This window comes from Catenulispora sp. GP43 (genome assembly GCF_041260665.1).
GTDB lineage: Bacteria > Actinomycetota > Actinomycetes > Streptomycetales > Catenulisporaceae > Catenulispora.
In genome coordinates this window covers 1-14,467 of the sequence record NZ_JBGCCT010000022.1, presented here as the reverse complement: position 1 = coordinate 14,467, position 14,467 = coordinate 1, and the positions used below count along the sequence as shown (strand labels likewise).

Sequence of the window (14,467 nt, the reverse complement as noted above, 5' to 3'; positions counted from 1 at the left end):
CCGGTGCCGAACCTGGACCGGCGCGCTTGGACCGAGGCGAGGCTCACGTCGACAAGCCCGACCTCGACGACCCAAGCTCTTGGCCCGCTGGATTGGAGCTCAGTCCATCTCACCGACCCCGGCGAGGAGGTCCGCCGGAGACGTGACCGGAATGGACGGTAGCCCTCGCGCCCCGACCTGAAGGTCGTTTTTTGGAGATCGCTGTCAAACGCTCCGACGGTGGATGGTGACAGCCACGGCCGCGGCGACCGCACTGCGACTCAACCCCCAGTAGAGCGCGAAGACGGCGAAGCCGCCCGGATGATCGTTCGGGAACACGTGCTCTGGCCTCACCGACATGCCGCACGGTCGAGTCATCCGCGCCGGTGAGGTCGACCGGCCGGCCACGATGGTCATGCGTGAAAACGCCGCCGATCTGTACCACTGTGGCCCAGCAAGCTCGACACTCCTCCCCAGCTCACACCCGCTGGCCGACGAATCGGGATCTCCGCCCTCATACCCCGGTCGCGGAGGCCGCGACCGCCGAGGCGTGGTCGGGCTCGACACCCATCTGCGCGACCATGCGCATCATGCCGATGTGGCAGTTGAAGGTCTCGATCTTGCCGTCCCTTGCGTACCAGAAGTCGGCGGCCGGGATGTCGACCCTGGCCCCGGTCGGCTGGATGATCCGGCCCATCCACGCGACCACGAAACGCAGTTGCTCGCCCCGGTAGCTCGTCTGGCCTTCAGAGCCGCCGATGCCGGTGAAGACGCCATCCTCGGTGAACAGATCCATGAAGCCCTGGACGTCCAGGACGTCGCCCTCCACCGTGTGGTGAGCGCGGCGCACGAGCGCTTCGATGTCGGCGGTCTCGGCAGTCATCGCAGTGTCCCATCCGGGTATCGATCAGGATGGGTCAAGGTTCGTCGACGAGAGGGTGAGAAGGCATCGCCGGATTCCAGTGAGCCCCGGTGGCCGAGGCCGGGCCGGCCACCCTGGTGACCGCGACAAGTTCGAGCCCGAGCATCTCCATCTGCGCCAGCACACCGTAAAGCGCCGAGCTATCCAGCATGCCGACGAGCACGGTCTGCGTCGCGTGCCGCTCAGCGGTGAGCGCCGGGAAGGCGGACAGGGCGGTGGCGCCGAGGTGGCCCTCGATCCGGAGCGTGTACAAGGCCGGTTCTGCCGTCATAGGCCCATGCTTGACGCCGCGATGGTGAACCCGCCTCACCAGATCCTGGTGAACACCGCCGCCGCCTAACGGGGGTTGCCGGTGGCCAGCAGGCGCAACTGCCTGGCACGGCGCACGGCCGAGGTCCGGTCAGTGGCCTGAAGCTTGGCGTAAATGTTGCGGACGTGTGTGTTGACCGTGTTGACCGAGATGGACAGCTCGTCGGCGATTTCGGGGCGGGACAGGTTGGTCGGCAGGTATCGCAGGACTCGGATTTCCGCCGGGCTGAGTTCGGGGGGCGCCGCCGTCGGTGCCGGGGCCGGGGTGGTCAACGACGTCCCGTGCGCGACGTCGAGGATGTCCGCTCGGAGCGCCGCGTGGGCGGTTCGGTGCGGTGGCAGGGCCTCCAGCACCGCGCCGGCACCGGCCATGACGAAGGGCAGGACCAGCCCCTGCGGCTCGGCCAGGGCCAGCGCGCACTCCAAGGCTTCGTGCGCCTCCTTGTGCGCGCCGAGTTCGTCGTGTGCCAGGGCCGCCAGGACGTTGGCTTCGACGACGGTGGCGACGTGAACCACCGGGGCACCGCGGTCGTTCACCGGGCCGACTGCGGCCAGCGCCGCATCCGGGTCGCCCTCGGCCAGGCAGACGACGGCCCGGGCCGTGCGAAGCTCACCGGAGTCGATCAGCGGGCTGTCGAGCGCTTCCAGGGCGTCGCGGGCGTCCTGGACGGCACCGAGGCGTGCGCGGGTGGCCAGCAGCCAGGCGATCACATAGCCGCCCAGGGCGTGCGGCTCGGGGAGCCGCGACTGGAACTCGGCGGCCCGGCCGAATGCGTCGGCGGCCTCTGCCAGCCGGAAGCGCCCGGCGTGCAGCATGCCCTTGACCAAGTGGGCCAGCGTGCTGATACCGGGTCCCTCATCGCCCCGCAGCGCCAGGTCCACGCGGTGCACCACGCCCTCGGCATCGTCGAACTCGCCCATCCACACCATCGTGCAGGCCAGGGAGATCAGGGCCGGGGCCAGAATGTGCGCCGTGCCCCAGCCGTGCTCCTCGGCCAGGGCGATCGCCTCTTCGCTGCGAATTCGTGCGGCGGTGAAGTCGGGGAGCTTCGTGGCGAACCCGAGTTGGGACAGGCATGCCACCTCCAGGTAGGGCCGGCCGATCTTCCGGGCCAAGGCGGCGCCCTCCCGCAAATGGCGAGGGCCGTCGGAGACCCCCAGCGCGAAGGCCTCCATCGCGCCGAGGTTCATCAGCGCCACCACGCGCAGCTCGGCACCGAGCGCTATCTCCTCGTCGGTCTGGCCGGCCGGCGGCTGGTCGAGGAAGACGGCGTGCCGCATGACCTCCGGAAGGCTCGCACGCCGTCTTCCCATGGAGAGATTCAGCGCGGCGACGGCGGCTTCCAGCCGGGGCCTTCGGTCCTCGGGCGCCGAAGCCGCATAGGCCGCGGTGACCGCCAGGTGGGCAGCGGCCTCCTCCAGTCGCCCGTGGACCATGTCGATCATGGTGCGCACGGCGCTGAGCTCCGGGAAGTTGACGCCGGTCCGCCCCGGGAAGGCCTCCAGCAGCGTCTGCATGGTCTCCTCCTGGCCGTCGAGCATCATGCCGAACGAGTAGTCGACCAGCAGCTCCGCGGCCTCGGACCAGTCGCCGGCGGCCTGCAGGTGCCGGACGGCCTCGACGTGGGCTCCGTGCACGGTGAACCACGCGGCGGCGGTGCGATGCAGGGCCTGGACCTCGCCGGGCAGGCTCCGGCGCAGTTCAAGGCGTAGCAGGTCGGTGAACATGTGGTGGTAGCGGAACCAGGTCCGCTGCGCGTCCAGGGAAACCACGAAAGCGTTGGCGTCTTCAAGGCCGAGCAGGATGCGCGTCGATCCGGGGCGGCCGGTGAGCAGGTCGGCCAGCTCTCCGTTGACACGTTGCAGGATCGACGTGCGCAGGAGCAGGTTCTGCACATCCTCGGGCTGGTGCTCGAGCATCTCGGCGATGAGGTATTCCGCGACGGCGCGGCCGCTGCCGGTGAACTCGGCGACGAACCGTTCCGGGTCGGGGTGTCCGGTCAAGGAGAGCACGGCGAGCCGCAGCCCGGCGGCCCAGCCCTCGGTGCGCTCGTGCAGCCGGGTCACGGCCGAATCCGACAGAGTGATGCCAGCGGCGGTGAGCAGGACGCGGGTCTCTTCCTCGGAGAAGCGGAGGTCTGCTGCCCGCAGCTCGGCCAGCTGCCCTTCCAGGCGCAGGTGATGGAGCCGCAACGGAAGGTCCCGGCGGGTCGCGAGAATCGCGTGGACGCCGTCCGGGAGGTTCGTGAGCAGCCGGGTCAGATGGGTGAACGCTTCTGCCGAACCCAGTTCGTGGACGTCGTCTATCAGCACCGTGACCCGTGCGCGTCTCCCGGCGAGTTCGGCCAGCACGCGGTCCACCATGGCCGCGCCGTCGAAATCCGGCGACGCCTTCGGCGGCTCGGCCCCGACGGGCTCGCCGGACAGGGCGCGCACCGCCTTCAGCATGGCGAGCCAGAACAGCTGGGCGTCCTGCTGGTCGCGCTGGACCTGGACGACCGCCAGACCGCGCCGCTCGTCCTGCCGTCCGGCCCAGGCCCGCAACAACGAGGTCTTCCCGCTCCCGGCGGGTGCGGCGACGACGGTCACCTTTCGGGAGGCGGCCTGGTCCAAAGCGGTCTGAAGCGTATCGCGGGCGATAAGCCGCAACGGACCCGGAACCCCAGCCTGCTTTCGGCGGGGTGTGTGCACCGGCTCACCTGCTATGGACGCCATGATCTACTCGGTATCAGGACTCTGTCACCCGTGTCAACGGCAGCCCGGGCCGGTGGGCCCACTGTTGCCGGGGAGCCCGCTCATCGGTGCGAATCACCCGGATCCGGTGATGGCCGCTCACCACGCCGGCGGTGAGCCTGGGCTTGTCAGCGCGACCCTTGGCCACTCCCCTTCGAGGAGCATCATGGCGATCCGAACATCCCGTCCGGCAGGAAAAGGCACGGCCCGTGGCAGAACCCTGATCGCGTTGGCGGCCGGCCTGCTCGCGCTCCCCGCCGCGGGGGCCGCGGCCGGTACCGGCGGGGCGCCGGGCGACTGGACGTCGGCCGGGCAGAACATCTTCGACACCCACAGCCAGCCGTTCGAGCACGTGATCTCTCCGGCTAACGTAAGTACCCTGGCTCCGCGCTGGACGCTGACCACGGCCGGTGCCGTGTCGGCGACCCCCACGGTCGCGGACGGTGTCGTCTACGTCCCGGACTTCGGCGGCAAACTCTGGGCAATCGCCGCGGGCAGCGGGACCGTCCTGTGGTCGCATGACATCTCCGGCTACACCGGTGTCGCCGGCGACGTGTCCCGCACCAGCCCGGCCGTGTACGGCGACGAGCTCATCCTCGGTGACGGCTGGCTCCTGCAGCCGGGCACGGCCGGGGCCAGGGAAATAGCGGTGAACCGCTTCACCGGCAATCTGATCTGGTCCTCTCCAGTGGACTCCGATCCCGACGCCGGGATCACCGGATCACCGGTGGTCTACAACGGTGTCATCTATCAGGGCGTCTCCTCGAAGGGCGAGGCGACGACCACCAGCACCTTCCGCGGAGCGATCGCGGCGATCGACGCGAAGACCGGCCGGACGCGCTGGAAGGTGTACACCGTGCCGTCGAACAACGGCGACAGCGACTCCAATCTGCCCGGCGGCTACACCGGCAACGCCGTGTGGGACTCCAGCCCGGTGATCGATCCGGTCCGCGGGCTGCTGTACACCGGCACCGGCAACAACTACAACGTGCCCGCGGGTGTCTGCGCGGCACCGGGCCAAACCGATTGCACCCCGGCGGCCGCGGACGACTACCTCGACTCGATCCTCGCGCTCCGTCTCGGTGACGGCTCCGTGGCCTGGGCCGACCACACGTTGTCGGCCGACCTGTGGACCATCCCCCAGCCCAGCGGTCCGGATTACGACTTCGGCTCTGGCCCGAACCTGTTCACCACGACGAACCCGCAGACCGGCCAGCCCGAGCAACTGCTGGGCATCGGCCAGAAGAGCGGCGTCTACTGGGCCGTCGACCCGGCCACCGGCAAGGTCGCCTGGCAGACCCCCGTCGGTCCCGGCACCGGGATCGAATGGGGCACGGCCAGCGACGGCAAGCGTGTCTACGTCCCCTTCGCCGACGTGGCTCACACCCCTTACACCCTCGGCGGATCCGGGCCCTACGCGGGCCAGACGGCCACCGCCGGATCGTGGACGGCGCTGGACCCGGCCACCGGGAAGATCCTCTGGCAGACCCCTGACCCCACCGGCGCGGCCGACGTCTCCTTCACGAACACCGCCAACGGCGTCGTCTACGCCGGATCGCTCGACGCCACGGGCACCGACATGTACGCCCTCGACGCCGCGTCCGGTCGGATCCTGTGGAGCTTCGCCAGCAGCGGATCGGTCAGCGGCGGAGCGGCGATCTCGAACGGGTCCGTCTACTGGGGCTCGGGCTACTGCGGCGTCTTCTGCCTTGGCTCCAGCACCCCGGTGCTCAACAACAACAAGCTCTACGCCTTCAGCCCTCAGCGCCAGCAAGACCAATAGTGACGAAGGGACAACGTCCATGAACAGCAGAAGTCTCAGTATCCGGGTCGCGGCGGCGCTGCTCGCCGTGCCGGCCGCTGTCGCCTTCGGCGCTCCGTCCGCGCTCGGAGCCACGACCGGCTCCGGTGCCACCAAACCCATCATCACGAACGTGAGCACGGTGGCGACGTTCGACTACGCCGCGGGCGGCCAGCCGGAGAACGTCACCGTCGACCCGGACGGCTCGCTGACCGTCTCCCTGCTCGGCTTCCTCACCGGCCAGCCGCCAGAGCTGCTGCGCATAAGCCCGACCGGACAGAGCACGGTCCTGGTCACCGGGCTGCCGGGAGAAGCGATCGGCGGCAACGCCCGCGATTGCGACGGCACCGTCTACTACAACGTCCTTTCCCAGGACCCGACGCGCTCCGGTATCTGGCGGCTGCCCCCCGGCGGCACCCCCGAGCGCTTCGGCGCGCTGCCGGCCGGCCAGTTCCTCAACGGACTGACGATCGACGCGGCGGGCCGGAACCTGTACGCCGCCGACAGCCTGACCGGGACGATCTGGACCGTTCCCAGCGCGGGCGGTCCGGTGACGGCCTGGCTCGTCGACCCCGCGCTCGCCCCGGCCGTGGCCGGTCCGGGACACTTCGGAGTCAACGGCGTCACCTACCACGACGGCACGGTGTGGGCTTCCAACACCGACCGGCAGACCCTGCTCCGGATACCCGTCACGGCCACCGGCGCCCCCGGGCCGATCAAGGTGGTCGCCGGCGATCTGGCGGGCATCGACGACTTCAAGTTCCCGTCCGTCTTCTCCGACGTGGCGTTCGTCGCCCTCAACGGCCAGGACGAGATCGCCGCGGTCTACCCGGACGGAACGTCGAAGGTCGTCCTGACCGCCGCCGACGGGCTGGACTCGCCCACCGACACCGCGGTCCGCGGAGACACGATCTACATCACCGACGGCGGCGACAGCGCGCCACACGACGCGAAGCTGCAGGCCGGGACGATCGACTTCGCGGCGTTGTCCGCCCGGGACAGCGCCACCTCCTAGCAGCTGCCACGGACGTTCGACCTGATTCACGGCACGACGACAAAGGAGCAAGCATGGCCCCGAGCACGTCAGCCACCGACACCACCGAGACCGAAGACCGCCTCGCGATCCTCGACCTGATCGGCCGCCTCGCGCCGCTGCTCGACGCGCGCGACTGGAACGCGCTCGAGCAGCTGTTCACCGACACGGTCCACAACGACCGGACCTCTCTCACCGGTGGTGAGCCCGTGAGTGTCAGCGCCGCCGAGTTCGTCGACGGATGGCGCCAGACTCTTCAGAACCTCAATGCGGTCCATCACCTGATCACCTCGCAGGTGATCAGGCTCGACGGCGACGAGGCGACGTGCGGGGCCAACATGCAGGGCACGCACGTGTTCGCCAACGCTTCGGGCGGCCCTGTCTGGACCGTCGGCGGCCGTCATGACTACCAGCTCAAGCGAACGCCCGACGGCTGGCGGATCGCCGGGCTGACGTTCACCGTCCAATGGGCGACCGGCAACGAGAGCGTCATCGCCCACGCGATGGCCGCCGGACGATCCTGACCCCCGCGTCAGCGCCGGACCACGACCGAGGCGACATTCGGCCGAGAGCCCCCGAAAACGCTAGGAGACACCTCCGTGACGTTCACGGTAGACATCCACCACCACATGCTGCCGGACTTCTTCTGGCAGGCCACCAACGAAGCCGACGATCCGGTCGGCGGCATCGCGCCGCCGCCGTGGTCGCTGACCGGTGCCCTGGACTTCCTCGACGAGGCGGGCATCGACGTGGCGGTCACCTCGATCAGCACTCCGGGCGTGCACACTGGCGACGACGCCGCGGCCGGCACCCTTGCGCGGCGGTGCAACGAACTGGCCGCGACCCAGATCCGAGAGCACCCCGAGCGGTTCGCCGCCTTCGCCGCTCTGCCGCTGCCCGACGTCGACGGCGCTCTGGCCGAACTCGAATACGCGCTCGACGAACTACACCTGGACGGTGTCGTTCTGTTCAGCAACGCGCGCGGCACGTATCTCGGCGACCGACGATTCGACCCGCTGTTCGACGAGCTGCAACGCCGCGCGGCTGTGGTCTTCATCCACCCGAACGCCTCGCCCGATCCCGCCGCGCACGCCCTCGGCCTGCCCGACTCACTGATCGACTTCACCGCGGACACCACCCGGGCTGTCGCCCACATGCACTACAGCAACACATTCGCCCGCACTCCGGACGTCAAGTACGTGATCTCCCACGCCGGCGGCACGGTACCGTATCTGGCAGGGCGGTTCGGCATCGTCGACGCGATGGACGTGATTCCGGGCGGCGCCGACCGCACCAGCGCGGCCGATACATTCCGGCGGCTGTATTGGGACACCGCGCTGTCCTGGACCGACCCGGTGCTGCGCCATCTGCGCTCGGTCGTGGGTATCGACCACGTCGTCTTCGGAACCGACTACCCGTACCTGCGCCACGACATGGCCGTGGACTGCCGCCGGCAGATCGAGCACAGCGAGGAACTCACCGACACCGAGCGCAGTGCGGTTCTCAGCGGCACCGCGCTGAAGCTCATCCCGCGCCTGGCCGACCTACGGTCCGCCGCCTCCAGCAGGACCTGAGGACCAGATCGATCGCCCCGAACAATCGGCCGCAAGGAATGTGGTTCCTTGCGGCCCCTGCACAAGAGAGGCAGTCCGACGAGGACATCGCCCTTGACAGCGACCTGCGCGCGGTGGCGCTGATGAACCTGGGGACCGCCGAGGCATGGTCCCTGGGGCTGCCGGACGCCGTACGCCACTTGAAGGAAGGCGCCGCGCTGGCCCGGGAGATCGGCCGGCCGTACCTGGAAGTCGGCTGCCTGGCGCAGCTCAGCTTCGCGCACATCTTCCACGGCGCCGACCTGCCGGACAGCGACTCGTTCGCCACCACCCAGCAGCGCTGCCGCGAGGCGATCGAGCTCGCCGAACGGTACGGCTGGGGATCAGAACCGGTGATCGCGCCCGCCTTGATGACGCTCGCCGGCTCGATGGTGCTGCTGGGCGAGTTCGACGAAGGCGAGCGGTGGTTGCTGCGCACCGAGCAGGCTCTGCAAACAGATACGGGGCCGGACATCAGGCTGCTGCTGCACCAGACGGCCGGGATGCTGCACGCCGGGCGCGGCCGCCTGCCCGCGGCGCTCGAGGAGTTCGGCACGGCCGGGCACCTGGCATCGCAGCTGGCGGGATCGCAAGCCCTGGCGAGCCAGATGACCGGCTGGCGGCTCGCCACGCAAGCCCGCCTCGGATCGCCGCGCGAAGCCCGCGCCGCCCTGGCAGCGCTCGATGACGAGCGGGCCGGCTCCGGTGAGATCCGTAACGCCCGCGCCGTGATCTGCCTCGTGGAAGGCGATCCGGCCGGAGCCCTGGACGCGGTGCATGATGTTCTCAGTGGTAAGGCACCGGTCCTCGGTTACGTCACGCTCGTTGAAGCACACCTGCTCGCCGGGCTCGCCCATCGTGCGATCGGCGACCGGCAAGCAGCGAACCACGCGGCGGAACGGGCGCTGGCCCTGGCGGAGTCCGACAGGCTCGTCCTGCCGTTCGCGATGACGGGCTCCCAGCAGTTGCTGGAGGAGCTCCCCGGGCACCAGACAGCACATGGGGCGCTCCTCGCCGACATCCTAGACATCCTGCGCGGCTCATCACCGGCGGCCAAAGAGCAGTCCGCACAACCGCCGGCGGAGGAAATCAGCCCAGGTGAGCTCAGGGTGCTGCGATATCTGCCGACGAACCTGTCCCGGCCCGAGATCGCCGGCGAACTGTCCGTCTCGCTGAACACCGTCGACACGCATCTGCGCAGCATCTACTCCAAGCTCCAGGTCCGTGACCGATCCTCGGCCGTGCGGCGCGCCCGGGAACTGCGACTGCTGGCCGCTCGCCGCTCGCGCTGACCTCCCAACGCTGACCTCCCAGCCCAGGGTCACCGGATTCCGGTGGTGCGGCGTCACCGGCCCACCGTTGATCATGGTGTCATGGACCCGACGCCCGCCGCATACCTGATCCGGATCAACGGACACCTCGGCGCCTCGGTACTGTCGGCGTTCCCGACACTGGCGCCCCGGCATCACGGCGCGCACACCGTACTCACCGGCCTGCTGGACCAGTCGGCACTCTACGGCGTGCTGGCCGAGATCGAGGCGCTCGGCCTGGACCTGCTCGAGATCCGAAAGCTCGACCCTGCGCAGCCGCGCAGCCAGGTCTGCGACCCATGACGAGCGGGGGCTTTGTCCAAGCCTCTCTTTTGGTGCCTCCTCGTTTCCTTTGGCTGATTAGGCCAGCGCCGTGTCGGAAAGCCGCATCTCACGTTTTCACCTTCGTGGCCGTCTTCAGAGCAGCAGATGACTCAGGGGAAGGCAAGATCGTGAACGTGCGGCATCCGGTGGTGGACACGACCGTGGGCGAGGTCACGATCGTGGCCGACCGCCAGGAAGCCGGCGCGGCATGGGCCAGGTTGATGCGGTCCTGAACTCTTCGAATACGTCAGGTCCGCGTACCGCGTCTGCGACAGGAACAGCATGAAGGAACCGTTCGAGAAGGCAGTCGAGCAGCACGGCGCCACTGTGCTGCGGGTGTGTCGGGCACTGCTGGGTACGCACGACGCCGACGACGCCTGGTCGGAGACGTTCCTGGCGGCGATGCGGGCCTGGCCGGAGCTGCCGGACACCGCGAACGTCGAGGCGTGGCTGGTGACGATCGCGCGGCACAAGGCGATCGACGTGCTGCGCGCCGCCGGTCGTCAGCCGCTGCCGGTCGAGGACTTGCCGGAGACAGTCAGTTCGCTGGGCGTGCCCGGGCACGCCGACGGGGAGTTGTGGGAGGCGGTGGGGCGCCTTCCGGACAAGCAGCGGCAGGCGGTGACGTTCCGCTACCTGGCGGGGATGCCGCACGACGAGATCGCGGCGATCATCGGCGGGACCGTCGCGGCGGCCCGCCGCGCCGTGGCGGACGGGTTGAAGAACCTGCGAAAACAGTTTCCGGGCGCGACCACGAGAGGAGCATCGAAATGAACGACATCCGGCGCGAAGACGTACTGAGCATGCTGTCGGCTCCCGTCGGCCCTGAGACTCTGGCCCGGCTGCACCGCCGGCTGGAGGCCGAGGCCCAGTCCGCGGCCCTGGTGGACGTCGCCTACACCATCGTCGACTCCCCGGTCGGGCGGCTGCTGCTGGCGGCCACCGACAGGGGCCTGATCCGCGTCGCCTACGCGATCGAGGACCACGACCTGGTCTTGCAGAGGCTGGCCGACAAGGTCAGCCCGCGTATCCTGTGCGCCCCCGGCCGGCTCGACGAGGCCGCCCGGGAGGTCGACGAATACTTCGACCGCCGACGTCGGACGTTCGACCTGCCGCTGGATCTGTCTTTGTCCAAGGGATTCCGGCAGCTGGTGCAACGGCACCTGCCGGACATCGGCTACGGCCGGACGCGCAGCTATCGCGAGGTCGCCGAGCTGGTCGGCAACCCCAATGCGGTGCGGGCGGTCGGCACCGCCTGCGCCACCAATCCGCTGCCGGTGGTCGTCCCCTGCCACCGCGTGCTGCGCACCGACGGCACCCTGGGAGGCTACATCGGCGGGCTGGAAGCCAAGAAGACCCTGCTGGAGCTGGAGACCGCAGCATGACCACCCGGACGATCACCACCCCAGGCCGCGCGTGGGCCGGGCGGGTCCAGGCCGCGGACTGGGCCGCGGTGGCCGCCGAGCTCGTCCGCACGGGCAGACGGCACACCCTGGCCCTGGTCTTTCACGACGCCACATAATCCCCGTCGTGATCACCACCGGTCCGTACACGCTCTTCGGCCCCGCTGGCAGCCCCCTTCGCTCGCTCGACAAGGCCAGCTGGGGCGGCCACCGCCGCTCCAAGATCTACGGACGGCTGGACTGCCCGTCAGCACTGCGGGCCATCGCCGCCGGCGGCTACGTCGCGTGGCGGGTGTTCTTCGCCGACGAGGCCACGGCGGTCGCCGCCGGGTATCGGCCGTGCGCCGTGTGCTGCCCGGAGCGGTATCAGGCGTGGAAGACTGCCCGAGAGGAAGACATCGCATGGACACCGTGACCAGTCCCCTGCTGGCCTGGCCGCCGCAGCTGGGTCCGGAGCCGGGTGTCACAGAGCTCGAGGTCAGCGCGCTCGTCGAGCTGGCCCGCGCGCGCGGGGCGCGAGCCATCGCGGTCGGTTCCGGCCGTACCCCGGCGGCCCTGGCCGCCGCGGACGCCATCGCGGACGCTTGGCAGGCCGTCGGCGGCACCGTCGCGGCCATGGTCAGCTGGCCGGAGACGGCGGCCTCCTGGCTGCGGCAGGCCCAACGCTTCGCCGAGGCCCCGGCCGACCTGTGGGTGGTGACCGGGCCGGAGACCGGCTGGGCGCAGATGACCCGGCGGCTGCTGTGGTCCACGGCCTGGCGTGCCGAGCGCACGCTGGCCACCGCCGCCGTCGGGCGCCCGTCCGCCTTGGCCCTGGTCGGCACGCACCACCTGCGCGGCCTGTCCGGAGCCGCCGCCGACGGCACCGGCTGGAGCGTCGCCGGCGACGGCCGGGTCGTCCTGACGCCGGAGCGGTGATGACAGCCCTCTTCGACCTGCCGGCCGAGCCACGCGACCCGATCAGCCCCGCTCCCGGCGCGCACCTGGTACCCGGCTGGCTGACCGGATCTCAGCAGGCGTGGATCGTCGGGCAGTTCCGCAAATGGGCCGCCGGGCCTGTTCCGATCCGCGCGGCTTCGGTCGGCGGACATCGGATGAGCGTGCGCACAGTATGCCTGGGCTGGCACTGGCAGCCCTACCGGTACAGCCGAACCGCCGACGACGTCAACGGCGCAGCCGTGCTCCCGCTCCCGGACTGGATGATCCGCCTGGGCCGCCGCGCCCTACACGACACCGGCCACCCCAACGACCTCGTAGCGCGCTACACCCCGGACGCGGCGCTGGTGAACTTCTACGACACCGACGCCCGCCTCGGCATGCACCAGGATAAGGACGAAGCCAGCCTCGCACCGGTGGTGTCGCTGTCCATCGGCGACACCTGCACGTTCCGCTTCGGCAACACCACCACCCGCACCAAGCCGTACACCGACCTGGACCTGCGCTCCGGCGACCTGTTCGTCTTCGGCGGCGAATCCCGCCTCGCCTATCACGGCGTCCCCAAGATCCACGCCGGCACCGCCCCCGACGACTGCGGCCTGACCGAAGGCCGCATCAACATCACCATGCGCACAACCGGACTGACCGACCCACCGCCCCGCACCTTCGCCTAGACCCCCACCCGCTCCACCGCGCTCCGCAACCGGCACCACCCACGATCCAGGGTCGTGGGTGCTGCCTCACGTTCGAGCCTTGCGCAACGTCTTCCAGGTATCCGGGACCCCGGCCCGGACGATGCCCGCGGCTGACCGCGCCCGGAGGCCGCGGGCATCAGGTCCCTTCCAACAATCTTCGAATCCGATCTCACGCGACGACGTTCGGCACCGTCTTCCCAGTGACAACCGATGCGGGAGCCCACCGGCCACCGCCAAGCAAAGAACGGAACAACACCATGTCGGTCGAGGAGAACAAGAACATCGTCGGGCGCTGGTTCACCGAGTTCTGGGGCAACCCCTGGAACCCGAAGGTCATCGACGAGCTCGCGCACCCCGACATCCGCTTTGAATATTCCCTGCACCAGCCGATGCGCGGGCGCGACCAGGTCCGCGATTTCGCAACCAAGTTCCGCACCGCCTTCCCGGACCTGAACTTCTGGGGCACCGCCGACCTCATCGGCGAAGGCGACTACATCGTCGGCCAGTGGGAAGGCGGCGGCACCCACACCGGCGCCATCGTCTTCGACGACCTCCCCATCGGCTCGGTGCCCACCGCCTCCGGCAAGACCTTGCGCTTCACCGGCACCACCGTCCTGAAGGTCCAGAACGGCCTCATCGTCGAGGAGCTCGGCCTCGACGACGGCGTCAAGGTCCTCCAGCAGCTGGGCATCATCGCCACCGCCTGACAGCCCCCGCACAACCGGCGGCGGGCCGGACCGGGTGGCCCGGCCCACCGCCCAGAGATCACCAGCGCCGACGGTTGGACCTCCAGCCACCGATGGCCATTGCAAGCCGCCTCGGAGCTGATCCTGACGTCGTCCGTCAAACGCCGTCGGAGCCCACCGGGTCGCTCAAGAAATGGTCGCCGGCGATCCAGCGATCGGCGTCGTCCCAGCTGACTTTGCCTTCGAACTCAGGATGCTTACGCAGCCACGACGCGATGAACGGACAGACGGGAACGATCGTGGCGCCGGTGGCGGCGACGGCGTCGAGGGCCTGGCGGGCCAGGATGCCGGCCAGGCCCTGGCCGGCGAAGGCGTCGTCGATCTCAGTGTGGATGAACACGACGCGGTTTCCGCGCACCCGGTACTCGGTGAAGCCCGCGAGTGCTCCATCGCGGAGGATCTCGTAGCGGTGCTCGTGGCTGTTGTTCACTACCTCGATCGCGGGGACGTCGGCACTCATGGTCCTGTCTTCCTATTTTGCGTCGGGGTTTGGTTCGTCGGTGCTGCTCAGTCCGGCTGTCCCGCCGGGGGCGGTGTGTCGCCGGGCTGGATGTGCGGGATGGGGTCGGTCGGTTCCACGCCCATTTTGCCGGCGCGGAAGTCGGCGAGGGCCTGGCGGATTTCGTCTTCGGTGTTCATGACGAACGGGCCGTAGTGCACTACTGGTTCGCGGATGGGCTCACC

18 protein-coding genes are annotated in these 14,467 nt (G+C 69.6%); 13 read left to right on the top strand and 5 right to left on the bottom strand.

The annotated features are described in order from the left end of the window. Positions 1-493: 493 nt before the first annotated feature. The 3 genes from ABH926_RS35485 to ABH926_RS35475 all read right to left on the bottom strand — a co-directional run bounded on the left by ABH926_RS35485 (position 494) and on the right by ABH926_RS35475 (position 3,925). Positions 494-862, bottom strand: a complete 369-nt coding sequence (locus tag ABH926_RS35485; RefSeq protein WP_370370342.1) for a nuclear transport factor 2 family protein — start codon at positions 860-862, stop codon at positions 494-496. Positions 863-896: 34 nt separating this feature from the next. Beyond that, positions 897-1,172, bottom strand: a complete 276-nt coding sequence (locus tag ABH926_RS35480) for a hypothetical protein (protein ID WP_370370341.1) — start codon at positions 1,170-1,172, stop codon at positions 897-899. Positions 1,173-1,237: 65 nt separating this feature from the next. Beyond that, positions 1,238-3,925: a LuxR C-terminal-related transcriptional regulator gene (locus ABH926_RS35475; RefSeq protein WP_370370340.1), complete on the bottom strand. Its 2,688-nt coding sequence runs from the start codon at positions 3,923-3,925 to the stop codon at positions 1,238-1,240. 184 nt (positions 3,926-4,109) lie between these two features. On the opposite strand from ABH926_RS35475, the gene ABH926_RS35470 reads away from it, so the two are divergent. From ABH926_RS35470 to ABH926_RS35410, 13 genes are all read left to right on the top strand, one after another. Then, positions 4,110-5,726, top strand: coding sequence for a PQQ-binding-like beta-propeller repeat protein (locus ABH926_RS35470; RefSeq protein ID WP_370370339.1), 1,617 nt, complete (start codon positions 4,110-4,112; stop codon positions 5,724-5,726). Between the two features lie 19 nt (positions 5,727-5,745). Then, positions 5,746-6,759, top strand: a complete 1,014-nt coding sequence (locus ABH926_RS35465; RefSeq protein WP_370370338.1) for a hypothetical protein — start codon at positions 5,746-5,748, stop codon at positions 6,757-6,759. Positions 6,760-6,812: 53 nt separating this feature from the next. Further along, positions 6,813-7,301 (top strand): nuclear transport factor 2 family protein, encoded by a 489-nt coding sequence (locus ABH926_RS35460; RefSeq protein ID WP_370370337.1) that lies wholly within the window; start codon positions 6,813-6,815, stop codon positions 7,299-7,301. Positions 7,302-7,376: 75 nt separating this feature from the next. Further along, positions 7,377-8,351 (top strand): amidohydrolase family protein, encoded by a 975-nt coding sequence (locus ABH926_RS35455; protein ID WP_370370336.1) that lies wholly within the window; start codon positions 7,377-7,379, stop codon positions 8,349-8,351. A 38-nt stretch (positions 8,352-8,389) separates the two neighbouring features. Next, the gene (locus ABH926_RS35450; protein ID WP_370370335.1) at positions 8,390-9,661 is read left to right on the top strand and encodes a LuxR C-terminal-related transcriptional regulator; all 1,272 of its coding nucleotides are present in this window, start codon (positions 8,390-8,392) and stop codon (positions 9,659-9,661) included. Positions 9,662-9,742: 81 nt separating this feature from the next. Continuing rightward, positions 9,743-9,982, top strand: coding sequence for a hypothetical protein (locus tag ABH926_RS35445; protein ID WP_370370334.1), 240 nt, complete (start codon positions 9,743-9,745; stop codon positions 9,980-9,982). Positions 9,983-10,285: 303 nt separating this feature from the next. Next, a complete protein-coding gene (locus tag ABH926_RS35440; protein ID WP_370370333.1) occupies positions 10,286-10,777 on the top strand; it encodes an RNA polymerase sigma factor in 492 nt (163 codons plus the stop codon). Between the two features lie 59 nt (positions 10,778-10,836). Continuing rightward, positions 10,837-11,388, top strand: a complete 552-nt coding sequence (locus ABH926_RS35435) for a methylated-DNA--[protein]-cysteine S-methyltransferase (RefSeq protein ID WP_370370443.1) — start codon at positions 10,837-10,839, stop codon at positions 11,386-11,388. Beyond that, positions 11,385-11,525 carry a hypothetical protein gene (locus ABH926_RS35430; RefSeq protein WP_370370450.1) on the top strand — a complete coding sequence of 47 codons (141 nt, stop codon included), beginning with the start codon at positions 11,385-11,387 and terminating at the stop codon, positions 11,523-11,525. The genes ABH926_RS35435 and ABH926_RS35430 overlap by 4 nt, the downstream gene beginning before the upstream one ends. Beyond that, positions 11,525-11,821 carry an Ada metal-binding domain-containing protein gene (locus ABH926_RS35425; protein WP_370370442.1) on the top strand — a complete coding sequence of 99 codons (297 nt, stop codon included), beginning with the start codon at positions 11,525-11,527 and terminating at the stop codon, positions 11,819-11,821. The genes ABH926_RS35430 and ABH926_RS35425 overlap by 1 nt, the downstream gene beginning before the upstream one ends. Further along, a complete protein-coding gene (locus ABH926_RS35420; protein WP_370370332.1) occupies positions 11,809-12,324 on the top strand; it encodes a hypothetical protein in 516 nt (171 codons plus the stop codon). The genes ABH926_RS35425 and ABH926_RS35420 overlap by 13 nt, the downstream gene beginning before the upstream one ends. After that, the gene (locus tag ABH926_RS35415) at positions 12,324-13,016 is read left to right on the top strand and encodes an alpha-ketoglutarate-dependent dioxygenase AlkB (RefSeq protein ID WP_370370331.1); all 693 of its coding nucleotides are present in this window, start codon (positions 12,324-12,326) and stop codon (positions 13,014-13,016) included. The genes ABH926_RS35420 and ABH926_RS35415 overlap by 1 nt, the downstream gene beginning before the upstream one ends. 278 nt (positions 13,017-13,294) lie before the next feature. Continuing rightward, positions 13,295-13,744, top strand: coding sequence for an ester cyclase (locus tag ABH926_RS35410; protein WP_370370330.1), 450 nt, complete (start codon positions 13,295-13,297; stop codon positions 13,742-13,744). Positions 13,745-13,880: 136 nt separating this feature from the next. On the opposite strand, the gene ABH926_RS35405 is transcribed toward ABH926_RS35410, so the two are convergent. Then, on the bottom strand, positions 13,881-14,243 hold the full coding sequence (locus ABH926_RS35405) for a GNAT family N-acetyltransferase (protein ID WP_370370329.1): 363 nt from the start codon (positions 14,241-14,243) through the stop codon (positions 13,881-13,883). 47 nt (positions 14,244-14,290) lie between these two features. Continuing rightward, a partial coding sequence (locus ABH926_RS35400) for a pirin-like C-terminal cupin domain-containing protein (RefSeq protein WP_370370441.1) occupies positions 14,291-14,467 on the bottom strand: 177 nt, incomplete at its 5' end.

What these genes read in the sequence shown, in the direction of transcription:
- ABH926_RS35485 (WP_370370342.1), bottom strand. Translation starts at nt 862, where the DNA reads ATGACTGCCGAGACCGCCGACATCGAAGCGCTCGTGCGCCGCGCTCAC.
- ABH926_RS35480 (WP_370370341.1), bottom strand. Translation starts at nt 1,172, where the DNA reads ATGACGGCAGAACCGGCCTTGTACACGCTCCGGATCGAGGGCCACCTC.
- ABH926_RS35475 (WP_370370340.1), bottom strand. Translation starts at nt 3,925, where the DNA reads ATGGCGTCCATAGCAGGTGAGCCGGTGCACACACCCCGCCGAAAGCAG.
- ABH926_RS35470 (WP_370370339.1), top strand. Translation starts at nt 4,110, where the DNA reads ATGGCGATCCGAACATCCCGTCCGGCAGGAAAAGGCACGGCCCGTGGC.
- ABH926_RS35465 (WP_370370338.1), top strand. Translation starts at nt 5,746, where the DNA reads ATGAACAGCAGAAGTCTCAGTATCCGGGTCGCGGCGGCGCTGCTCGCC.
- ABH926_RS35460 (WP_370370337.1), top strand. Translation starts at nt 6,813, where the DNA reads ATGGCCCCGAGCACGTCAGCCACCGACACCACCGAGACCGAAGACCGC.
- ABH926_RS35450 (WP_370370335.1), top strand. Translation starts at nt 8,390, where the DNA reads ATGTGGTTCCTTGCGGCCCCTGCACAAGAGAGGCAGTCCGACGAGGAC.
- ABH926_RS35445 (WP_370370334.1), top strand. Translation starts at nt 9,743, where the DNA reads ATGGACCCGACGCCCGCCGCATACCTGATCCGGATCAACGGACACCTC.
- ABH926_RS35440 (WP_370370333.1), top strand. Translation starts at nt 10,286, where the DNA reads ATGAAGGAACCGTTCGAGAAGGCAGTCGAGCAGCACGGCGCCACTGTG.
- ABH926_RS35430 (WP_370370450.1), top strand. Translation starts at nt 11,385, where the DNA reads ATGACCACCCGGACGATCACCACCCCAGGCCGCGCGTGGGCCGGGCGG.
- ABH926_RS35420 (WP_370370332.1), top strand. Translation starts at nt 11,809, where the DNA reads ATGGACACCGTGACCAGTCCCCTGCTGGCCTGGCCGCCGCAGCTGGGT.
- ABH926_RS35415 (WP_370370331.1), top strand. Translation starts at nt 12,324, where the DNA reads ATGACAGCCCTCTTCGACCTGCCGGCCGAGCCACGCGACCCGATCAGC.
- ABH926_RS35410 (WP_370370330.1), top strand. Translation starts at nt 13,295, where the DNA reads ATGTCGGTCGAGGAGAACAAGAACATCGTCGGGCGCTGGTTCACCGAG.
- ABH926_RS35405 (WP_370370329.1), bottom strand. Translation starts at nt 14,243, where the DNA reads ATGAGTGCCGACGTCCCCGCGATCGAGGTAGTGAACAACAGCCACGAG.